Source organism: Lacticaseibacillus thailandensis DSM 22698 = JCM 13996 (genome assembly GCF_001436135.1).
GTDB classification, from domain to species: domain Bacteria; phylum Bacillota; class Bacilli; order Lactobacillales; family Lactobacillaceae; genus Lacticaseibacillus; species Lacticaseibacillus thailandensis.
Window position 1 is genome coordinate 345161 of sequence record NZ_AYZK01000002.1, and the last position, 22482, is coordinate 367642.

At 43.9% G+C, this 22482-nt stretch carries 18 protein-coding genes and 1 pseudogene; 1 reads left to right on the forward strand and 18 read right to left on the reverse strand.

The window, feature by feature from the left end; genetic code table 11:
• Positions 1-1089: 1089 nt before the first annotated feature.
• Both FD19_RS05180 and FD19_RS05185 read right to left on the reverse strand, forming a co-directional pair.
• Positions 1090-3138 (reverse strand): ATP-binding protein, encoded by a 2049-nt coding sequence (locus FD19_RS05180; protein WP_056969278.1) that lies wholly within the window; start codon positions 3136-3138, stop codon positions 1090-1092.
• A 2-nt stretch (positions 3139-3140) separates the two neighbouring features.
• Positions 3141-4364, reverse strand: a complete 1224-nt coding sequence (locus FD19_RS05185; RefSeq protein ID WP_056969279.1) for a DNA methyltransferase — start codon at positions 4362-4364, stop codon at positions 3141-3143.
• A 1474-nt stretch (positions 4365-5838) separates the two neighbouring features.
• Here FD19_RS05185 and FD19_RS09790 point away from each other — a divergent pair.
• A pseudogene (locus tag FD19_RS09790) lies at positions 5839-5955 on the forward strand (transposase); the annotation flags it as partial.
• A 186-nt stretch (positions 5956-6141) separates the two neighbouring features.
• Here the strand turns inward: FD19_RS09790 and rfbD are convergent.
• The 16 genes from rfbD to FD19_RS05270 all read right to left on the reverse strand — a co-directional run bounded on the left by rfbD (position 6142) and on the right by FD19_RS05270 (position 22478).
• On the reverse strand, positions 6142-6984 hold the full coding sequence (gene rfbD / locus FD19_RS05195) for a dTDP-4-dehydrorhamnose reductase (RefSeq protein ID WP_054750982.1): 843 nt from the start codon (positions 6982-6984) through the stop codon (positions 6142-6144).
• A gap of 73 nt (positions 6985-7057) precedes the next feature.
• Positions 7058-8083 carry a dTDP-glucose 4,6-dehydratase gene (gene rfbB, locus FD19_RS05200; protein ID WP_056969281.1) on the reverse strand — a complete coding sequence of 342 codons (1026 nt, stop codon included), beginning with the start codon at positions 8081-8083 and terminating at the stop codon, positions 7058-7060.
• 2 nt (positions 8084-8085) lie between these two features.
• Positions 8086-8658 carry a dTDP-4-dehydrorhamnose 3,5-epimerase gene (rfbC, locus tag FD19_RS05205; RefSeq protein WP_054750981.1) on the reverse strand — a complete coding sequence of 191 codons (573 nt, stop codon included), beginning with the start codon at positions 8656-8658 and terminating at the stop codon, positions 8086-8088.
• Positions 8658-9533, reverse strand: a complete 876-nt coding sequence (gene rfbA / locus FD19_RS05210) for a glucose-1-phosphate thymidylyltransferase RfbA (protein WP_054750980.1) — start codon at positions 9531-9533, stop codon at positions 8658-8660. The genes rfbC and rfbA overlap by 1 nt, the downstream gene beginning before the upstream one ends.
• 65 nt (positions 9534-9598) lie before the next feature.
• The gene (locus tag FD19_RS05215) at positions 9599-11002 is read right to left on the reverse strand and encodes an MATE family efflux transporter (protein ID WP_056969282.1); all 1404 of its coding nucleotides are present in this window, start codon (positions 11000-11002) and stop codon (positions 9599-9601) included.
• Positions 11003-11006: 4 nt separating this feature from the next.
• Positions 11007-12308 (reverse strand): O-antigen polymerase, encoded by a 1302-nt coding sequence (locus tag FD19_RS05220; protein ID WP_056969283.1) that lies wholly within the window; start codon positions 12306-12308, stop codon positions 11007-11009.
• Between the two features lie 14 nt (positions 12309-12322).
• On the reverse strand, positions 12323-13246 hold the full coding sequence (locus FD19_RS05225) for a glycosyltransferase (RefSeq protein WP_056969284.1): 924 nt from the start codon (positions 13244-13246) through the stop codon (positions 12323-12325).
• A 14-nt stretch (positions 13247-13260) separates the two neighbouring features.
• A complete protein-coding gene (locus FD19_RS05230; RefSeq protein WP_056969285.1) occupies positions 13261-14199 on the reverse strand; it encodes a GT-D fold domain-containing glycosyltransferase in 939 nt (312 codons plus the stop codon).
• 25 nt (positions 14200-14224) lie between these two features.
• Positions 14225-15058, reverse strand: coding sequence for a glycosyltransferase (locus tag FD19_RS05235; RefSeq protein ID WP_056969286.1), 834 nt, complete (start codon positions 15056-15058; stop codon positions 14225-14227).
• Between the two features lie 385 nt (positions 15059-15443).
• The gene (locus tag FD19_RS05240) at positions 15444-16400 is read right to left on the reverse strand and encodes a GDP-mannose 4,6-dehydratase (protein WP_056969287.1); all 957 of its coding nucleotides are present in this window, start codon (positions 16398-16400) and stop codon (positions 15444-15446) included.
• Positions 16400-17053: a sugar transferase gene (locus FD19_RS05245; protein WP_056969288.1), complete on the reverse strand. Its 654-nt coding sequence runs from the start codon at positions 17051-17053 to the stop codon at positions 16400-16402. The genes FD19_RS05240 and FD19_RS05245 overlap by 1 nt, the downstream gene beginning before the upstream one ends.
• 47 nt (positions 17054-17100) lie before the next feature.
• Entirely contained in the window at positions 17101-17850 is a 750-nt protein-coding gene (locus FD19_RS05250; RefSeq protein WP_056969289.1) for a CpsD/CapB family tyrosine-protein kinase, read from the reverse strand.
• 12 nt (positions 17851-17862) lie between these two features.
• On the reverse strand, positions 17863-18843 hold the full coding sequence (locus FD19_RS05255) for a YveK family protein (RefSeq protein ID WP_082619511.1): 981 nt from the start codon (positions 18841-18843) through the stop codon (positions 17863-17865).
• Between the two features lie 443 nt (positions 18844-19286).
• Positions 19287-20303, reverse strand: a complete 1017-nt coding sequence (gene trpS / locus FD19_RS05260; RefSeq protein ID WP_054750970.1) for a tryptophan--tRNA ligase — start codon at positions 20301-20303, stop codon at positions 19287-19289.
• A 196-nt stretch (positions 20304-20499) separates the two neighbouring features.
• The gene (locus FD19_RS05265; protein ID WP_054750969.1) at positions 20500-21135 is read right to left on the reverse strand and encodes a hypothetical protein; all 636 of its coding nucleotides are present in this window, start codon (positions 21133-21135) and stop codon (positions 20500-20502) included.
• Positions 21136-21332: 197 nt separating this feature from the next.
• Positions 21333-22478 carry a glycerate kinase family protein gene (locus tag FD19_RS05270; protein WP_056969290.1) on the reverse strand — a complete coding sequence of 382 codons (1146 nt, stop codon included), beginning with the start codon at positions 22476-22478 and terminating at the stop codon, positions 21333-21335.
• Positions 22479-22482: the final 4 nt, after the last annotated feature.

The window sequence follows — 22482 nt, forward strand, 5'->3', positions numbered from 1 at the left end:
TTGGATAATCAATCTAATGATTGGTTGAAATTTAGCTGTGGGTTACCTGAAGGTGGTGCACCTTATTTATCAATCGTGGAACCATCTTTCTAGGCGACTGAGCTGATTCTTACTATTAGTAGTTATCCTGTCAAGGGCACTTACACCGAAAAGAAAGTGCTTGTGAAATGCCAGTGATATTGTCTCAGGCAAAGGCCAAGGCAAAATGTCCAGACATAGGTAACCTCTTACTGATCAGTAAGAGGTTACAATGAAGCAGGTATGTCTTACGAAAACAGAAGCAACGAAGTATCGGACGATCAGAAACGTTGTTCGAGGCAAACCAGCTAAGCAACGAGCAAGCATCACCCTCGACCTGAGTCGACGCCAGATAAATCGGTTAGTCAATGTGTACTAGCGTCAAGGCAAAGCCGGTTTTGTCCATGGTAACGCCCCGCAGGGAACCGGCAAACAATCTGTCAGCAACAGATCATCTGGCTTTACACCACTAAGGACACAGGCCTTGACATCAAACATTTTCATGAGTTCCTAGTGCGTGACGAACAAATACCAAATTAGTATGACCTCACTGCGATGGTTATCACGACTTAATCTGATCTTGTCGCCCAAGGCCCATCCTTCGCAACCAAGGGTCAAGTATCCCGGCGTGCTAGTGCAAATGGACGCGTCGCATCTAAGAAGCATTAGTATGGCAAGCGTAAGGCAAACTACTCCATCGCCACTGATGACAGTAGCGGTTGTGTGGTCGGTGCGACCTTTGCCCAAGAGGAAACCCTCCGCGGCTACTACAGCATCATGGTCCAAATTTTCCGCGACTACGAGTCACCCGCCAAGATCTTGGCTGATCGGTGCACTGTGTTCAATTATTGCCTGCATCAAAAAAGAGGATTCCCCCTCAACTGAGAATCCCCTCACGAAGTTTGGCTATACATGCAAAAAGTTAGCCACAGAACTAGCGGTAACTAGCATACTCCAAGCTAAAGGGCGCGTGTAGCGCCTAATAGAAACGTTTCAGAATCGCCTACACCTAGAAATAAGGTGCCTATTCTCAAACTGCCTACGATCATTTAGTGAAGCCTGCTGAAAATCTTACTTGTGTTTATTTCCCATATTAGCAATATAAGTATAAGTTAATAAGAATTTGAAATAGATGCTCTTATCTCTGACATCCTTTGCTGTAACCAGCTTAGTCGCGTTATGTGTGGCCAAATTAAGAAAATCAATTATTGGTACAAACTTCTGTTCTTTGACAAGACGATGTATCGTTTGTAATGCCTTCACGCTCTTATTACAAATACCCGAACGCTTTAAAGCTTTATTGAAGTTGGCGTCTCCCATTACAGCATTATAAGTTTCTTTAAGACCATCTTTATTTGCACTTTCAGTTTTTGCAATTGACCTAATCATTAGTTCGGCAAATGTCCTCAGTGAAGAAACAAATACAAGGTCTAATTTGTCGTCATTAGCTATTAAGTTGACTTGATTAGTAAAATCTATAATATATGATTCAACATCTCCGTCAAGAATATCTGTATCCAGAAGCGGGTACACCCACACGTCGTTCTTTTTATGATGCAGCCGCTTAGGTCTCTTAACGGTCACTGAGTCACAAAAATGACTTTTCTTTTGGGTGATTTTGTCCCAATAATCGAATGTTATAGTTACTTCACCATAGTGGGTAAACACAACCGTTTCTTTATCGGAATCAAGGTAAACGGTTCGATCTGAAGGTTGAAAAGACACCTCTGAAGGCTTAACTGACTGCCCACCCTGGGAGTCCTTCAACTCAATAAGCTTATCAAATTCGTATGGCTGACCGACCTCAACCGTATCTAACAACAGTTTAGCCGTCGCTCCATTTTCTCTCCTTCCGGGCTCTGTTTTACCACCCACAGTTGCACCTTCACCCTCCGTCTGAAGATGACTGCCATCTGCCTTTTCATTATGATGAGGACCGTCCACGCCAGTAGCATCACCATGCACCGTTTGGGATGATTCGTGAGACTTAGATTGTAAATCAATCAATCTACGAACCTCTGACTGGCCCTCACTAGAAATAAAATCAAGCAGCGCCTTTAATTCACGGAGTCTCGTTGAATCGATAATTCTAGTTCTGTCAGCATTAAAACTCAATATATCTGGCTTATCTAAATATAAACTAATCTTACCCGTCTGCTGTCTAAACACCCTGTTAGTCTTGCCACTGGCGTTAACTTCAACATTATAAAGACCTTCGCCCTCAAACAATGAATCGTTTATATACACCAGCGGATGTAATTTATGATCATCGAATAAATATATTTTCGGAGCATAATCTATACCAAGTCCTTGCAGCCTATAGACACTAATCTCAGCCCATAATTTAAGGTGCTTAGTATTTAAAATACGCCCAATATTTTGAGGAATTTGTATTTTGGACTTTTCGTGGCCAACACAAACCAAAACGGCGCCAGTAGTATCAACCTCATCTGGTCCCAGCAGACTAATGGTTGCAATCCTGGCCTGTTTAAATTTGTCATTTTCTATATAATCATCTGCAACATGCACACCGTCAACCAAGATATTTATACTAAAACTGGTGTCGTCAATAATATTTGTTAATCGAGAAGAGAAACCTGCCTGAGAAAGGGATTTGCAAAACAATTTAACGGCATCAACATTTAGCCTAGTAATCCGAATGATTGTCCCTTTGCCCTTATTATTTGTGGATTTTTCAACTGGAACATCGAGATTTGATACATCGCTAGTCTTCCCAATTTCAGCCATGTCAAGTTTAAATGAACGTTTAATACTACTATCGTCAGGATCAGAAGTATCAACGCTAATCATTCTCCCAAATTTAAAAGCAGAGAAAAATCCAAGTCCTTTTTCTCCAGACACATACCTACCATTGACTTTGGAACCAAAGATTTTATCACTGTGACTTAGGTTAAGCAAAGAACCTATCTCGTTGTCATTCATTCCACTGCCATCATCGCGGATGATAATATCGGAGCCAACAGTATTAATACTAATTTTGATCGAGTTTGCATTTGCCTCGTAAGCATTCTTAATTAGCTTGGTCATCGCTAGTTGCCCATTTGGGATCTGTTCGGAGATTTCCCTAATTATCTTACCTGCCACACGGATTTGCGCCATAATCATACCTTCTTAAAAATAAGTATACTTTCTTCATTCATCGATTTTACTGGGGTACCTTTGCTATCTGAGGACAGACGGACCGGCATCTTTTTTGAAAGGATATGCCGTTTTTCTTCATCAATTAGCTGGACACTATACTTTTTAAACATTTGAACAGTGATTAGATCTAAGGGTTGCTGAACCCCATCAACTCTTCTGTTCCCAACAGTAAATAATGCAACTCCACCACGCTTAAGGACTCGGGACAGCTGCTTAATAATTATCAAGTAATCAGAAAGAAATCGTCTTACCTTTTGCTGTTTACGAATTGCAATTGAATTTACAAATTCTTCAACTACACGTATGTCTATTGGCTCCAATTCTGCATTCTTACCCCCAAGACTGAAACTATCAATGGCCGAAAAATTATCAAGTAGTTTTTCATCCCCGCTAATATCCCGCTCATCAATCCACTTGAGAAATAAAATTGAAAATTGTCCGTAGGTGACAGTTGTTGCATTCTCTCCATACGGTGGTGAAGTGCAAATCACATCAATACTATTCGTGGCAAGTGATTCGCAAGCTTTTTTTGCATCACCAGAAACTATTCGCACACTTTGTTGTTGGGTTACAGGTAAGTAACTCTTCTTCGAAAAAACTATTTCTAAAAATGTTTCAATTACATCGTCCTTTATATTCTTAATTTGTGAGTTGGGTTTAACATGCATTTTAAATGTAGAAGTTCTGTCATTTGAATGGTAATAAATAACCTCTGACATGCATATCCATAGATAACGTCTAATCCATATGTCATCTTCATGAAGAATAGCATTTCTTACCTTTGTAAGAGACCTAATAATATCTGGTCTGAACCATTTATCGATGTTTGAAAAATGCCAGTTTTCTATGCTACCATGATTAAAAAAAAGTCTTTCTGACAGGCGTGCCTTCAATGCATGCCAGTTTACATCGCCATAATTATGTGTCTTGACTTGCGACAAAAGGACGGCATACGGATTAATATCGATTCCTATGGCATCAAATCCTAACCTTTGCGCTTCAACTAACGAAGTACCTGATCCCATAAACGGATCCAACACAACCTGATTGGTTCCTGTTGTCCACTCTTTAAGTAGCTTAAACTGCATTTCCGCAACCATAGTCGCAGGGTATTTTCCAAGCGAATGTATCCCACTTTTTTTAAAACCTCTAAAATCCCAAGAACTACCAGTTACTCCAGTCATACCATTTACCTCATTGAGAAAACACTCGCAAATTACTATCAATTATTCTTATTAATAAGCTCCATAGCAACCTACTTCCATCAATCGCAATAGCAAAAAAATTATGGCTACAGGTACTCAACTCTATCCTCAAGAAAATCTAACGAATCATCGTCTAAACACTGAACCCATCTTCAAGACACCTTTCCCGGATTTGCACAATGAACTATTTTACCACTAAAGAAGCGCGCCTAACCGTTAAAGTAGTTACACTTTTATCGTTGGCCCTTAACAATGCACATAGCGTAAATCCCCTGTTTTCAGCGACATTTTTGCCAAAATTCAAAGTCCACTTATCCAGGCGCATAGTTATTTAACCGACTGGTATTAAAAGAGTTAAAGGAGTCTGACAAGATGTGCTTCATCTAAGTTGGCAATCATATACTTGAAGTTATTTTACCTTCATGGCCTCCCATCACATCCACAATCACCTAAGCAATTTCCGCCGTGGAACACACAGGGTGGCATCGTCTTATTTACCCTCAACAAATTAGCTCCAAGGTTGTTGTTGACCATTGCCACATTGTACAGACGATGTTGGTCATCCTTAGCGTGTACGTTTCAGAGTCATGAATACAATACCCAAGACACTAAAAGCTACCATTTTAGGATACGTTAACAGCCGATGTTGATGTTATTGAAGAATATGGGGACATTGATGCTAACACCACGGTCACAGTCGGTCTGTTATTGGGTACTTACACCTAATGTCCAAAACTGTGGAATAATCTCATTAAAAAAGGGCTACACTTTCTGCTGTTAGTTTCTACCAACGCAGCAAGTGTAGGCCCTATTTTTAATGACACTTTTAGCAAAATAAAAAGGCTACCGCTACCCATGCTATGCTCTTATACGACCAAACAACAAGCGAGGTATCGATCAATGTCCCAATGTCCAAAAACATTTTTACGCTGTCTATTCTAGGAATAACAGATACTAACATCAAAGTCACCGCAGTAAGTGACGAAAAAGGCTCCTCTCGGGGCGTTACCCGCCAAGCCCACGTTATTTATTGTGAACCATCTCACCCGCTCAGCCGGTGTCCGAATTACCAGTTTGCGACTCTCCAACGCTATGGCTACGAATTAACGCAGGTTAAGGTCCCCAGAGCGGCTGAAACGCTAACGATCATAGCGCTTAAAAAACAGCGCTGGTGGTGCACTAACTACCATGACCACCCGCCTTAGTTGAACCCAAGTGGGTTACGTGGAACGCATCATTAAACTAGCGTAGAAGCGACTACCATTAACTGTCATCGCCGACATTATTAACATCTCGGCTTCATCATTCCAACGGCTCCTCACGGCGGCAGTATACTACCCCCCCTGCGCGACACCTACCCCATAATCCGAGTTTCGACGAGTTTCGTTCCACTGGTCATATGATGTCGTTTATTTACATTAATGGCAACATGCACAAATTAGTTTCGTTCGGTCCCCATAGTAATGGCCCAATTGAGGGTGAGAACCGCCTAATCAAACCCTTGAAACGTAATTGTTCTGGCTTTAAGAACCAACAAAACTTCTTCAATCGTATTTACCAACTAGTCGCCCAGATAACAAAAAGATTTTCAAAAATGGAAAACCTCATAAATTCGAAAATATTAAAACAACAGCGCTTGATGGAGAACAAAAAAAGGTCCTCCAAAGCGGAGAACCTTAGTAATTCCAGAATGATGAAACCAACAGCGTTTGGTGGAAACCCGTAATATGCCTTTTTTAGGCTGAGCGTCAAAACTCTACTTATCTACAATCGCTAAAAATTCCTTCAGCGCATCCTGCCAGGTAGGAATCTTGAACCCGGTAGCCTTGGTCTTACTCAAATCAAGAATAGAGTGGCGTGGGCGCCATGCCTTTTGTGGGTACTCAGCAGAAGAAACTGGGGAAACAGTTACGTTCTTATCAGCCAAGATAGCGCTGGCAAATTCGTACCAGTTGCAACTGTTGTCCTCAGACAAGTGGTAAATACCATAGTCCAACTTCTTATCGATGGCAAATGTCATGAACTCAGCCAATGTCTTGGTCCATGATGGGCGGCCATACTGATCATCAACCACCGTTAAATGATCATGTGTCTTGGCGAGGTCAAGCATAGTGTAAACAAAGTTGTGACCGTATTCACCAAAGACCCATGAAGTTCGGATGATGTAATACTTCTTGGCGTACTTTTGAACTGCCAATTCACCTTCATACTTGGTGCGCCCGTATTCGTTACGTGGGGCTGGCTGGTCGTCAACTTTATAAATTTCCTGCTTGTCGCCATTAAAAACGTAATCAGTACTAATATAAACGATGGTAGCGTCTACCGCAGCTGCGGCCTTAGCCAGATTTTCAGTGCCATTGACGTTAATCTTCTGGTTAAGTGCCTTGCCTTCATCCTCAGCCTTATCCACAGCCGTGTATGCAGCACAGTGATAAATTACATCTGGCTGGAAGTCCTGAACATATTTATCAACGGCATCGGCATCCGTGATATCCAAATCCTTAACATCAGTACCACGATATTCGATGCCACGGCTATCCAACAAGTGACGCAATTCAGTACCTAACTGACCATTTGCCCCAGTAATCAAAATTTTCATTTGTGTATCCCCTTTGATTGCAACTCTAAACAAAAGCGAAGCCCCAGCAGCCTCGCTATTTTGCTATCCGCAATTACTGACCGTTGGCCTTGTACTTGGCCTCGACAGCAGCTTTTTCGTCCTTCCACCAATCTTCATGGTTGGTATACCACTCAATAGTGTGCTTCAAACCATCTTCAAAATTAGTGTACTTAGGTTCCCAGCCCAACTCAGTGCGTAGCTTTGTGGCATCAATTGCGTACCGCAAGTCGTGACCCGGACGATCCTTAACTTGGTCATACCAGTCTTCCGGCTTACCCATCAACCGCAGGATGCCTTCCAGGACGGTCTTGTTGTCCTTCTCACCATTAGCACCAATTAGGTAAGTTTCACCAATCTTACCCTCAGTCAAAATCTTCCAAACGGCAGCTGAATGATCATTCGTGTGAATCCAGTCGCGGACGTTCTTACCGGTACCGTACAGCTTCGGCTTAATGCCACTCAGGATGTTGGTAATCTGCCGCGGAATGAACTTTTCAATGTGTTGGTAAGGGCCATAGTTGTTGGAACAGTTGGAGATAGTAGCCCGTAACCCAAATGAGCGCACCCACGCACGAACTAGCAAGTCACTAGAAGCCTTGCTGGAAGAGTATGGGCTAGACGGGCGGTACGGACTATCTGGCGTAAACTTTTCGCCCACGCCCTCGCCGTGACCAGGCAAGTCTTCGCGTAATGGCAAGTCGCCATAAACCTCATCAGTTGACACGTGATGGAAGCGCTTGTTGTACTTGCGAGCTGACTGAATCAAAGTGTACGTGCCAACAATGTTGGTCTGAATAAAGGGTGATGGGTCCTTCAAGGAGTTGTCATTGTGACTCTCTGCGGCGTAGTGCACCACCGCGTCAACTTCTGGCATCAACTTATCTACGAGTTCAGCGTCACAAATATCGCCAACCACCAGTTTCACGTGGTCGCCAAGCACGTCGGCAATGTTGGCCTTGTTACCTGCGTAAGTAAGCTTATCAAGAACAACGATGTCTACATCTGGATGATTATCAACGACGTAATGCACAAAGTTGGAACCAATGAACCCGGCACCACCAGTAACCATAATTTTCATTGTTAAATCTCCCCGTAAACGAAATTGTTCTCGGCATCCTTCAACTGTGGATGGTGCTGATCTTTTTCCGACATAATCAAATGCGCAGTAGACATTGGCCAATCAATACCAATATCAGGGTCATCGAACGCAATACCGCGATCTGCTTTAGGCGCGTAGTAACCCTCAACCTTGTAGGCAAAGTTAACATTGGGCGTCAGCGTAATGAACCCGTGGGCAAAGCCCTTCGGTACCAACAACTGGCGGTGGTTAAACTCACTCAGAATGTAGCCCTCCCATTGGCCATATGTAGGTGAGCCCTTACGAATATCAACTAAAACGTCTTCAACCACACCGGTGACGACCCGAACTAACTTAGTCTGAGCATACGGCGCCATCTGGTAGTGCATCCCCCGTAGCACCCCGGCCTCTGCAGATAGAGACTGGTTGTCCTGATTGAAATCGTTGGTAATACCCGCTTCTTGGAACTTGGGACGCGTATACGTCTCAGTAAAGAAGCCACGATTATCACCAAATACATCCGTCTCAACCAACTTAACATCAGTTAACTTTGTAGGAATTACTTTCAAAGCCATTACTTACTCTCCTCCTTGACCAAACGCAACAAATACTGGCCATAATCATTCTTCTTCAGTGGCTGGGCCAGTTTTTCCAACTGCTGAAGATCAATATAACCCATACGGTAAGCAATTTCTTCGAGGCAAGCCACTTTGAGATTTTGCTGCTTCTCAATTGTAGCTACAAAGCTGGAGGCCGCGAGTAACGAATCATGCGTACCCGTATCCAACCAAGCGTAACCACGCCCCATTACTTGCACATCCAACTGGCCACGACGTAAGTACTCTTCATTCACATCAGTAATTTCAAGTTCCCCTCGCGGTGACGGTTTAATGTTCTTAGCAATATCGACCACGCTGTTATCGTAGAAATAGAGTCCAGTAACAGCATAGTTGCTCCGTGGATGCTTTGGCTTCTCAACAATTGAAACGGCGTGCTGATGTTCATCAAACTCGACTACACCAAAACGTTCTGGATCGGTAACCTGATACCCAAATACCGTAGCCCCCTTGTCTTGGGAAGCCGCATCTTGTAACAGTTTTGATAGGCCTGCACCATAAAAGACGTTATCACCAAGTACTAGTGCCACGGAATCACCGCCAATGAAATCAGCACCAAGAATGAACGCTTCAGCCAACCCATTTGGCTCAGCCTGTACCTTGTATTGAATGTCCAAGCCTAAATTGTGACCATCACCGAAAAGTTCCTCAAACTGAGGCAAAAACTCAGGCGTCGAAATAATCAAAAACTGTTTAATACCCGCAAGCATCAACGCAGATAACGGATAATACACCATTGGTTTATCGTAGATTGGAACTAATTGCTTACTTGTCGCCTTTGTAATGGGATATAAGCGTGTTCCAGATCCCCCAGCCAAAACAATACCCTTCATAAAACAATCCTCCCTTACTCTCAGCAAATGACACTTCTGAACTAAAAACCTACAAATAGTAAAACCTATGCATGCAAATTATTCATTACGTAATCAAAGCTATCATGAATACGCCCCCTAAGGGTAAAGCCATAAACAATAAACATGACCGCAAATATCGCGAAAGCGTATAGGCCACTCAGGAACCATGTGACACAGATAAAAATGGCAACAAATAATGTCTCCACACCTATACTCCGTAAAACATTTAAGCTCAGTCTAGAGCTAATTACAATTTCTCCTAAATTGCTTCTAAACCATAAAATCAAAATTATACTAAGCATAATAATGTTCAAGTTTTTAACAAAGAAAACGTTGACAGCAGTCACGCATACACTTGTGGCAAGGGCGGTAAGATTAACAAGGAGTAACTTTCTTTCCATTCTCAAAGTTTTCATAAATGTGTTAACCATTAGCTCAAACTTGCCTTCATAGATAAACATCGGGAAAAGAAATGAAAGATATTTCAAGGAGTCTTGATAATTAGGCAGCCAGCGTGTGATTAGGAAATTTAAAGGGAAATACAGGAACATACATGCAAATAACATTAGAATTAGTATCTGTCTAAAATTATCATAAAGGCCAGGCAGAAGTGATTTATTAATTCTCCGCAATGTGGGAAAAAGCACTAGACTGATTGCCGTAACAAATAGCATCATTGCATTAGAAATACTGAGAGTCAACGAAACCTTCCCAAAGACGGTAACTCCCCAGGTAGACTTGATCCCAAATCTCACAATGCCAACAATCAAGAGACTAGCAAAATTTGCAACTAAGAGTTTTATACCCACATTGACATTCTGATAAATCTCCTTAATCGTCACGGATAAACGTTGAATTTTACCTCTGAAAATGGTTCTGCAACTATAGATAGCTATAAATAGCGTGATAATCTTAGAAATAACATCCCCAACAACTAGTAATTTAAAGCTCCTAACTCCTACAGCTAGGCAAATTACAATCCAAACAACATACACAACCCTATCCAGTATTAAATTAAACGCATATTCCCGAATCCGATCTGTGTCTTGTAATATATACAAAAAAAATTGTCTTCCATTGTAAAAAAGTAGGTACAGACCCACCGACACGACAACAAACTGATTATTACCACTATCAACTATCAGACCGAATGCTGCAATAAGCACTGTAACAAGTGATTCAAATACTATGAAGTAAGAAAACTGACTTTTAAAGTAGCTGCTATCTAATTCATCATAGTCCAGTCCACCATACTTTAAATACATTCCATCAATCCAGCCAAAATGTAGTACACCAACATAATTAGTATAGAAAATGTACAGTTGCCAGAAGCCATACTCCTTAACTCCAATGACTTTAGGAATAATTAAGGTCACAAGAGCAATGACTATAAAATTCAATAAATTAGACGAAACAGTATATGAAAAGTTTTTTAATAGTTTCAGCATTTGATTACCATATTTTCTTATGCTTAATTAGTACACCTGCAAGGGCGGAAATAAACACTCCAACAATTAGTGAAAACCATAAATATGCTGGCCGGAGAAACCATGCAAAAAATGATAACACCATTAGCGCAAAACATATATCCATTACTACAAGCCAAGTTAATGACGAATAGTTACTTCTACTTTTCCTATACGAAACACCAAAAATAGCTCCGAAAATAAACGTTGCCACTCCACCACCAAAAGTTCCAAAATCAAGGATTAGCTCACCAATATATGAAACCACGTTCGCCGGAAGTGGCGAATAAAAGAGAAATATATTGTAGAAATCAACATTATACGTTGTCACACCCAAACTATTTAAAAGCAGGTAAAACGGACGAAATGTCGAAGCCCCCCAGTACGTGTGAACTGGTGATTTCAGGAATTCGTTCAACGTGGCAATGGGGGAAGTGAAATAAAAGGATATATTATATACTAGGGACGAAAAACCGCCAAGCTTTTTTAGGTTAGGGGTTGCATAAGGCAGGTCTATTAGAGAGCTCTTTCTTAAATATGTAATGATTAGGAGAAACGCCAGCGCAAGTACTACAGCAACCCTAACACCAATGTTAGATTGATCTTTTCCCTTCGTTTTGCCTTTAGGAATCAAAATCCATGGGCCTACCAACAAAGCGACTTGTACAAACAACCCCCCTCTAGAACCACTTGTAAGCTGGCCTAACATCGCAGTCATTAATGCCATTGAAACTGAAAATGACATGCCAAACTTTCGCACGTAAACACCGGCGAAAACTATTGCTACAAAGACAAAATTTTCTAAACTTAGGCCACCTGCATTTGATCCTGCAAGATTACTGATTGAATCCTCGTAAATTTGATTGCTGTTCGCAACCAGATTCAAGCCATATGACCCAACTAGCTTAACAACCGAAGGAATAATCGATAACCACGAAATTGCTGTACAAAAAAAGATTGTCCTATTCAGATATTTTTTTAGTGCGGCCTCGTCAAACTGTTTTAAGAACAAAGCATTACCGTTGCTACTGTAAACCGACTGAGAGACTTTCTTTGAAACCAACGACGAGCCCATCAAAAAGGAAAGAGTATACACTAAAGAGTATGCATTAATTAATATCCATGTCTGTTCACTAAGAGTGTTAAACTCAATCACCTTTAATTCGATTAAAAGAAGGCAGAACACCCAAATAATAAAATAGATGCTTATCGGATTTAGCCTCGTGTGGAAGCTTAAAAAACTAAGAATACAAGAAACAATCGCAATTAAAAGAAACAGCAAAAACATAATATTCTCCTGAACTATGCAGATTTAAATGACTCCCTCGTCCTTGCAAAAAAACGTTTCAATTGCTGCCTGTAGTCTGCCCGAACTAAACACCTAGAAAAATATTGCACGCACCGTATCAAATATAATGGCATAACAGCAACTTTTGAGCTATGCAAATAATGCAAACAGTAATACATTTCACTTCTTACAAACTCAGTAAAGGAGAAAGCTACAATACCGTGAGTAGACGCCCCGTGCACATGATGAACAGTTGCATTCGTATCTAATAAAGTCTTAAATCTCGTCTTGGACAGTGCTAGACCCAACATAATTTCTTCTTCATACAAAAAAGGAAATTCATCAAAGGGAAAGATGGCTTGGCAACATTCACGGGAAATCAACAAGCAAGCTCCTGACACTGAACTTACATAAAAGGGAGCAGAAAGATTCGACCTGTCCGCTGAAAAAGTGTTTATGTATTTCCTAACAATTCTCTTGAAAGGTGTGTGCCCTAATAAATACTTATATTTCCCACCTAAAGTAGTGGGCACTAACATATTAATTTCCTGAATAGAACCATTTCCCTCAATGATTTTTGGCCCAACGATCCCGACATCAGGATGCAAACTGAACATGCTGACCATGCTTCGTATGGTATCTTGATCATACGTTACATCGTTATTAGAAACCAAGATGTAGTCACAGCCATCTTGTAAAGCTTTCCTTATGCCAACGTTATTTCCAGCATTGTAACCAGAATTCTTAGTATTCCAAATCAATTCCGTTCGCGAATCTGCATTAATAAAATCAACAAATTTCTCTGGTGCAACTACGGTAGAATGATTATCAACAATATAAATAAAAATATCTTTATATTCATTTATGTTGAGAAGAGATTCAACACACTTCCTGCTCTCTTCCCAAGTGTTGTAATTCAGAACAACTATTCCTATCATTTATCGTACCTGACCTATTCATCTATCTCAGCAACTATCTGCTCTAAATAACCCTCATCGTGGATATCTTCAACATGATCACCATTAATAATTTCATTATCATATCTGGTTGGCACATTTGTTTTGTGATATTTCCCCATTGCAAGGTACTCGTACTGTAAATCGAAATGTCCAATATCAATTGACTGACATATGCTTGACAGCCTGGACGCCAACACAGTTGCTGTAGGTCCCAGAGCTATAAGAACAATAAAATTATCTTTACGCGGCTGTTTGCTTATAAACTCCACTGCGCTAGACTCAATTTTATTTATCACATTATATGCATTGCGTGATGGAGCTATGATTCTTGAAACATTCAAGGCATTTTCAAATAAACCATTACCAACACCGAATCTGGTCCCGGCTCCCTCTATAACTAAAACTCGTTTATTTTCCCACAAGTGACGTACCTTTGTTACAATCCGTTTTATTGTCTTCTTGCTGCGGCTTTCTGTGACCGTCCTGGAAAAATTGGTATCAAGAAAATAGCTTCTATGTGAATGATTAAGAAAATTTGTAATGTTATCCCTATTATTAACTACGTATGCCCACCAAAACGATTTCACAAGCAATTTATCCGGGGAAGTGGAAAGAAACGCATGGGGCAATCCGATAAAAACATCATTATTCTCTTGACTAGCCACATCTAGCAAGTCTTTCTGCAGACCCATGGAATATTTCTGAAATCCAATTGATCTTTTGCGAAACATAATATTTATTTCACCATCACCAAATCTAGAAAAAGACTTACCCGTTTTCGCTAACTCACTAACCGTTTCATCTAGACTGGCTATCGTAAATGGTCTGAAACTCTTAGTAACCTTTTTGTAGAAGGGAAAATACGCAATTCTAACAGTTCTCAAGAGTAACTGAGACACAGGATTTTTTTCTATTACCTTAATAAATTTCATCTTCGACCCTCCTCCACTAGTAAAATCAGCCTTTATGCAATATTTTCTTGTACAATAAGCCTCTCACGTAGGTCGGCACTAGTGAACTGGAAAGAACAGCGAAATCCCCAATAATCACCTGGAAGGAATTAATGATTCCCATAGAATGTAGTTTCCGTCTCAGTAAACAATAATTTCTGAAATATTTCATGCCGCCGCGCCTTCCGTAAAGATTCGCTCCAGATCTCATTAGCAACAAAACATCGGGGCAATTAGTAACAACAGCGCCAGTAGCTATTAGTTTGGCCCACAATAAATAATCTTCCAGAAAATCAAGACGCTCATACCCACCAAGTGCCAAGATTGCTTTCTTTCTGAACATTACAGTGGGATGATTAAAGGGGCTTCTAAACCTAGCAAATCGTTCTATAGCCCTTCTGCTCAAGGGAACTTCTCTTTTGCCAATTATATTTGCTTCATTACCATCTTCAAACTCAAGCAACTGGCCACCTAACAAGGTTAAACCGGGTTGATTCAAAAAATATGAAAGTTGAATTTTAAATCTGTCCTTAACTGAAATATCGTCAGAATCCATTCGAGCCACCAAATCGTATGTAACATGATTCAACCCAACATTTAAAGCATTTGCCAAACCAGTCTGATGAGATATTTTGACAACTTGCAGAGACGCATTCGTCTGCAAGAACTCTTTAACCACCCTGTCTAAACTTGCGCCCAAAGGTCCATCCTCAACAAGGACTATTTCATTTGGCAACACGGTTTGCTGTTCAAGACTTTCTAGGGATTTGCGTAAGTTACTCGGTTTCTCCTTCCAGTAGACCGACATAAGCACTGAAAACTTTGGAAACTTTAAACTCATCGGAACAATTCACCACCTTGAAAGAAGCGATTCCTACATACTCTTGGCTTTTGTGTTGCTGATACTATTAGTCGAAACCACGTCAGTTGTTTTTCCAATTCTCCGTCCTTCTCGAATTTCTATATGGAACAATACGTACCAAACAGTTCTCACAAACAGCCTAACATCAAGCAACATAGACAGCTTTTCAGCATACATATCATTTATTACCCTGAATTTTATTCTTGCTGCCTGGATAACCTCTTTGAGATCTTTCCCAATTTCACGGTTTTCAACGATAAGCACCTCATTAACAGTCGTGTTCTGATTAAATACACTTTCAAGCGCTTGCTGAAAACACTCTGACTTTTCTTCGAATATACATACATTAAAACGCTAAAATCTATTATGATTCTCCTAATGATTGATAATACTTTTCCAAACCATTCTGCAAAGAGAATTGGGGCTTGTAACCCAAATCCCGTATTTTAGAAATATCGGCAACCGAGTTCTGAATGTCACCAATCCTCGAATCAGCCATAAGTATTTCAACCTTTTTTGAAGCGACGCGTTCCAAATCTTTAATTACTTCCATAAGTGGATGTTGCTCACCAGTAGCCACATTGAAAACAGTATTTAGAGCTTTGTCACTCAGCATTAGTAATATTAATGCGTTTACCACATCATCAATGTACACAAAATCCCGAGTTTGCATACCACTACCGTATAAAGTGAATTTTTTTGCATTATACAATGCATCGCTAACTATAGATAACACTCCTGAATAAGGAGACTTTGGATTTTGCTTTGGACCATAAACGTTAAAAAAACGAGTCGCTACCGTGGGAATATCATACAACCGTCCATAATCAATTACAAAACGCTCGGTAGCAAATTTGTCCACAGCATATGGTGAAAGGGGGTCAATCGGAGATGTCTCCTTCTTGGGAAGTTCTGGATTGTTGCCATAAACCGCGGCAGAAGAAGAAAATAGAATTTTCTTAACGTCTAACTTATTTATCCTAACTGTTTCTAAGACATTTAAGTTAGCATCTTGATTGATAATATGTGTCTCAGCAGGCCGAACAATTGTGTCCGCAACACTTGCAACTGCAGCCAGTAAGAAAATGTAATCGAATTTCCAATCCTTCAATAATTCCGACATGAATTTGAAATCCGCAATACTATGCTTGAAGAAATGCAAATTATTGCTTTGTGGAAGGTTCTCCACCCTTCCCATTGATAAATCGTCAACGACCACAACCTCGTTATCACCAATTAAAGCATCTACAAGATTGGAACCAATGAAGCCGGCACTACCAGTGACTAAAACCCTACTGTTCCTAATAATTGGGTTCTCCATTACCGTGCACCCTCCCCAGTAAATACAGTCTTAATCGTCTCAAAGAAAATACCCAAATCCATCATTGGCCCAAAATTTTCTATGTAGTACCGGTCCAACTTAGCCTTCTCACCTGGGTCAATATCGTATCCGCCATGTACCTGTGCATAGCCACTTAACCCTGGCTTGATACGTAAACGTTGTTCAAACCCCGGGTACTCATGCGAGAACTGTTCTGTAAAAGCAGGACGCTCTGGACGTGGACCAATTAAACTCATCTCACCTTTTAGAACTGCAACAAGTTGTGGTAATTCATCAATCCGCGTTTTACGAATAAAATGACCTACACGCGTAATGCGCGGATCTTCCTTCTCCGCCCACTGCGCGCCGCGTTTTTCTGCATCAACATACATTGACCGTAATTTCGTGACCGTAAAATGGCGACCCATCAAGCCTACTCGCGTCTGGTGATAGAATGCTGGCCCCTTGTCCTCATGTTTAATCGCCAACACGGTAATTAAAATAATTGGCGAAGTCAATACCAAAATCACCGCGGCGGTAATGAAGTCCAAAGCAAACTTAATTGGCAGATACCACGACTTAACTGGTTCCCCAATCGAATTTACATACGTCTCCTCAGTCTTTTCCCCATTTTGTACACGAATTGCTTCCATAATTCAATCAACCCCCAACTTTTAAAATGAATCTGTAAAAAAGCACCCTACTTACTGTCGTTTCCGTACCCGTAGCCGTAGCCGTAGCCGTAACCATAGCCACGATCGCCGTGTTTCGAGTGTACCCGTTCAACCACACCAAGTACCTTCGCATGAGCCATTCTCAGGACCTCAACCGTCCGTTCCAAATCCCCCTTCAGCGTGTGTTCCATACGTACAACGAGCACCACCCCATCGGTCTCGGGCACCAGTACTTGCACATCTGACACTGCTAATACTGGTGGCACATCCAACACTACGATGTCATAGTGCTCACGCGCCCAAGCCAGCAGGTCCGCCATCTTCTGCGAATTTAACAATTCAGACGGATTTGGCGGCACTGGGCCTGCGTTCATCACAGCTAAGTTAGGCACAAACGTGTCTTTCACGGCGTCTTCCACCTTGACGTTACCCGCTAAGACGTTCGTCAAACCGTCGGTGTTCAATAAATCAAATGTTGCATGTACCGTCGGACGACGCAAATCAGCGTCAATCAGTAATACCCGCTTACCAGACTGTGCCCAAGCAACTGCAACGTTGTTTGATACCGTTGACTTACCTTCTGAAATTGCCGCAGAAGTAAACATTACCACCTGTAACTTATCCAGGGCAGCACCGGCAAATTCAATATTCGTACGTACCGTTCTGAACTGTTCAGATACAACATGCTTGGGATCAGCATAGGTAACCAGCCGGACGCCATGAGTCTGGAAGGTCATGTCTTCTTTGTAGTGCTTATGAAAAAAAGGAATTCGCATCGTATATGCCCCCTAAATCCGTCGGCTGCCGCTGCGCCGTGATCGCGTTAATGATTCGCGGGTCAGGTCAGTCTCATCACTAGTCACCGCGGCTGGCGTCGTTCCTCGCGGAGCCAGCCGGTCCGAATCTATGCGCTTATTTGCTACTGTACTGGACGCCTTGGCAGCATCAATACTCTTCATTTTATGAACGTAGTTAACGATACCAAGGTTAGTCAGTCCCAAATCATCAGTAATGAAGTCGAGACTCTTAATCGTCCGGTCCGTAACTTCGCGAACGAAGCCCCAAGCAAAACCAATAATGATACCCAAAACTACCCCAATCAGCGCTAAGAGCTTCAGGTTGGGTGACGTCGGTGTGTAATCTGCCGTTGCCCTTGACATGATCGTGACATTTTTAACGCTCATAATTTTGCTAATCTTAATTCTGAAAACAGATGCAATTTCATTGGCAATGTCGCGCGCTTCCGTGGCACTGGTGTTTTCGACGTTAACCGTGAACAGTTGAGAATTAGTTTCATTGGTAACGGAAACCATATCCGTCAAATCACTACCAGTAATATCTTGATATTTAGCTGGCACTAATTTGTACTCAGCCGGTTTTGCCTTGGTCTTTAAGTAGCTACTATAGGAATCAGTGTAAGAATTATACTTCCGCCCATAGACTGCCTTGGTAGGCTTCTTCGTCATCACCTTCCGCGGCTGAGTTAAATTCTTCGCCACTGTGTCCAGAATAGTAGGGCTCGTAAGGATACCCTTGTATGTAGTAATAAGTTGAACATCAGCCTGTTGTGCCGTGTACTGTGTGTTTGCGTCTGTACTATCAGCCGCTCTATTAACTAGCATCGTCGTCGATGCCGTGTACTTCGGCGTAATCAGCACCTTGGCCCCAATAAAAGCCACCAGCCCGCCTACAATCGCCAGCACAATCATTGGTACGAGACTGCGCTTGATGATAGCCCAGAGGCGTGTTAGATCAATTGCATTATCCATATCGTTTTTTCCCACCTAAATTCGACATTGATGCGTCCACATTTTAGAAAAGTTTGCGGACTTTTACCCTAATTTTAACGTTGCTTGACATTATTAAATCATAGATATGGGCTGCTGACCATACGGTTGGCGGTCCCATAACAAGTTACTAACGTTGTCTAACTTTGCGAAAAATGGGTGATAAACAGCGCCTCTCTGCCTACGGAACCGCTGTCAACCGCGCTATTCCCACTATTGGTCTATACGTAAGAAGTTGCATATACGCAAACCCAGAGACCAGCATTCACTCCTGTCAAATATTAAATAACCGTTACATTTATCCTAAGATTTCCTTCTAGCTGCTGGTATTCGGCCGATTATTCCTTATAAAAACGGCATCCCACGATAGCAGAATGCCGTTTTTGCTTGTGAATTTTATGCACTTGCGGTCCGGTTAAAGAACACTAGTCGAAGTAATTGACCCCAATAGCCTGCCGTACCTCTGCCAGTGTCTGGTTGGCCACCTCGTTGGCGTGCGCCGAGCCTCGATGCAGCATGTCAGCTACCGCGCCCATGTCCTCAGCGTACTGGGCACGCCGCGTGCGAATGGGCTCCAGGATAGCTTCCATGACGTCGATGAGGTAACGCTTGATCTTCACGTCGCCCAGGCCACCGTGGCGGTACTGCTCCTTCAGTTGGGCAATCTTGTCGGTATCGGTGCCAAAGATGTCGAGGTACGTGAACACCACGTTGCCCTCGACCTGACCTGGGTCCTGAACGTGAATGTGGTGCGGGTCGGTGTACATACTCATGATCTTGCTCTTGACCGTGTCGGCGTCGTCGCTGAGGTAAATGCCGTTGTTCAGTGACTTGCTCATCTTGGCGTTACCATCGATCCCTGGCAGGCGCCCTTTGCCTTTGGGTGGAAAGTATCCCTCGGGCTCCACCAGCGTATCGGTGTTGTAGACGCGGTTAAACGTGCGTACAATTTCCCGGGTCTGCTCCAGCATTGGTTCCTGGTCATCTCCCACCGGCACCGTGTCGGCCTTGAACGCCGTAATGTCCGCCGCCTGGCTAACCGGATAGATCAGGAAGCCAGCCGGTACGGACTCACCAAAGGCCTTCTGCTTGATTTCCGTCTTGACGGTGGGATTGCGGTTCAGGCGCGCAACGGTGACCAGGTCCAGGTAGTACATGGTCAGCTCGCTCAACGCGGGAATCTGGGACTGCACCAGGATGGTGGACTTGGCCGGGTCGATGCCCACGGCCAGGTAGTCCAGCGCCACCTGCAACAGCGAGTGCCGAATTTTCTCGGGGTCACGTGCATTGTCGGTCAGCGCCTGCATGTCAGCAATCATAATGAAGTTTTCGTAGTCGCCGGAATTTTGTAGTGCCACACGGTTGCGCAACGAACCCACGTAATGGCCGATGTGCAGGCGGCCAGTTGGGCGGTCGCCAGTCAGGATGACTTTCTTTGACATTTGGATATACACTCCTCTGCTTTTGCTATTCCCAACCAGTATAGCATGACCGGCTATGCCCGAGCGGAGAGAATCTGGCCCCTGGTAGTACGACGACCGTCTGGGTAGTCCACCGCCGTAACTGACAAACTAAAAAGGAGGCGCCCCCAGCTCCACGCCGGTGCGCCTTCAACCTGTCTATCTGCATTGATTCGTATTACTTACTTGTCGAACTACTCCCAGTAGTCGGGCTGACCGACTTGGTGTTCAGGTACTTACCGACCGTCTTGTACCACTGGTTGGTGGTCCCCATGTCGCGCAGCTTGTACGTACCCTTGTAGGTCTTGGTCTTACCGCTCTTCTTGATGTTGTACGTGAACTTACCGCTGTACAGGTTGCGCTTCGCCCCGTACGTCTCAGTGGTCTTCTTGCTAGTGTAAGGCTTGAAGTCATACTTGAAGTTCTTCCCGGTAATCGTGATGTGATTGCCGTTCAACTTGTAGCTCTCATCGTACTGCTTGGCCGTCGCCGCCTGCACCTTCCGCAGGTACGCCTTTTTAATGTAGTAGAAGTAGTTGAGGTCCATGAAGGCCACCTGCTTCTTGTCGTACTTGCCAAAGGCGAACACTTCACTCTGCGCGTTACTCGACTTGCCGTTGACCGCCAACGTAACCAGGTAAATGTGGTCAGCAAACTTAGCCTTGGCACTCTCCTGACGCCAACCAAAGAAGCCGGCGATGGCCGCCACAATCACCACGATCGTTACGACGCACGTCCAAATCTTACGTGCCTTGCTCCACGGTTGCTTCGTCTGAGCCGCTGCTTGCGACCCACTTTGCTTATCTTGTGCCATGCGAACCCCCATCAATTTATCTTAGTTTTGTCACTGGTATCTAATATACCGTATTGCGGGACCGCTGAACAGGGTGGGCTGGGATTCTTAAGAAGTTGTTGGCTGGCGTACCGTGGCTTGGACTAGTAAGCTAGCATCACCGACAAACGGGGCGTTATCAGCCTTAACCCGACCAACAACGCCCCATTTATTCATCATCAGCCCCGCATGGCCGCAATCAGCCGCGCCACGTTCTCTGCCGTCTGGGCCACGTCATGCGCCCCATCCGCGATCGCGCGGGCCAGCGGCTTGGCGCCTGCCACCGTACAGAAGATGGCGTCGATGGCGTCGTGACGGTACAGCACGTCAACGTCCTTGCCCACGTTCCCCGCGAGCACGATCACCGGCGCATCGGGCGTCACGGCTTTGGTCACCTGCGCCACCCCGTATGGCGTTTTGCCGTACTGGGTCTGGAAGTCGATGCCGCCCTCACCGGTAAAGACAAAGTCGGCGTCAGCGGCCTGCTGCCGCAAGCCGCTGTACTCGACCACAATGTCGATACCGTGGGCCATCGTCGCGTGGGTAAATGCCATTAGCCCGGCACCCAGGCCACCAGCAGCCCCCGCACCCGGCGCCTGGGCCAAATCTGGTCCCACCTGGGTGTGAATCACGTCCGCATAGTGGGCCAAAGCCGCGTCGAGCGTTGCCACCATGGCGGGTGTCGCGCCCTTCTGCGGGCCGAACACCGCCGATGCGCCGGTGTCACCAACGAGTGGGTTGGTGACGTCGGACGCAATTAGCAATTCCACGTCATCCAGCAGCGGGTCACGCTCACTGAGGTCGATTGTTGCCAAGTTGGCCAGCGCCGCGCCACCGAACGGCAACTCGTGCCCAGCTGCATCACGCAGGTGCACGCCCACGGCCTGAGCCATCCCCGCACCGCCGTCATTCGTCGCGCTGCCCCCAATACCAAGGATGATCTTATCCACGCCCTGCGCCAAAGCCGCGCGGATCAACTCCCCCGTGCCGTACGTGGTCGTCACCAGTGGATTATGCGTCTGGTCATCAACAAATTGGATGCCGCTGGCCGCCGCCATCTCGATCACGGCCGTGTGCCCATCCCCCAGCAGCCCGTACTGGGCCGTGACTGGGTCGCCTAGTGGCCCAGTCACGGTGGCGGTGACCAACCGCCCGTTAGTCGCGTCGACCAGCGACTGGACGGTCCCTTCACCGCCATCGGCCATCGGTACGAGGGCGTAATCAGCGTCCGGAAAGACGCGCCGGATGCCGGTCGCCATCGCGTGAGCCGCCTCCTTGGCGGTCAGGCCGCCCTTAAATGAATCTGGAGCAATGACAAACTTCATTTTT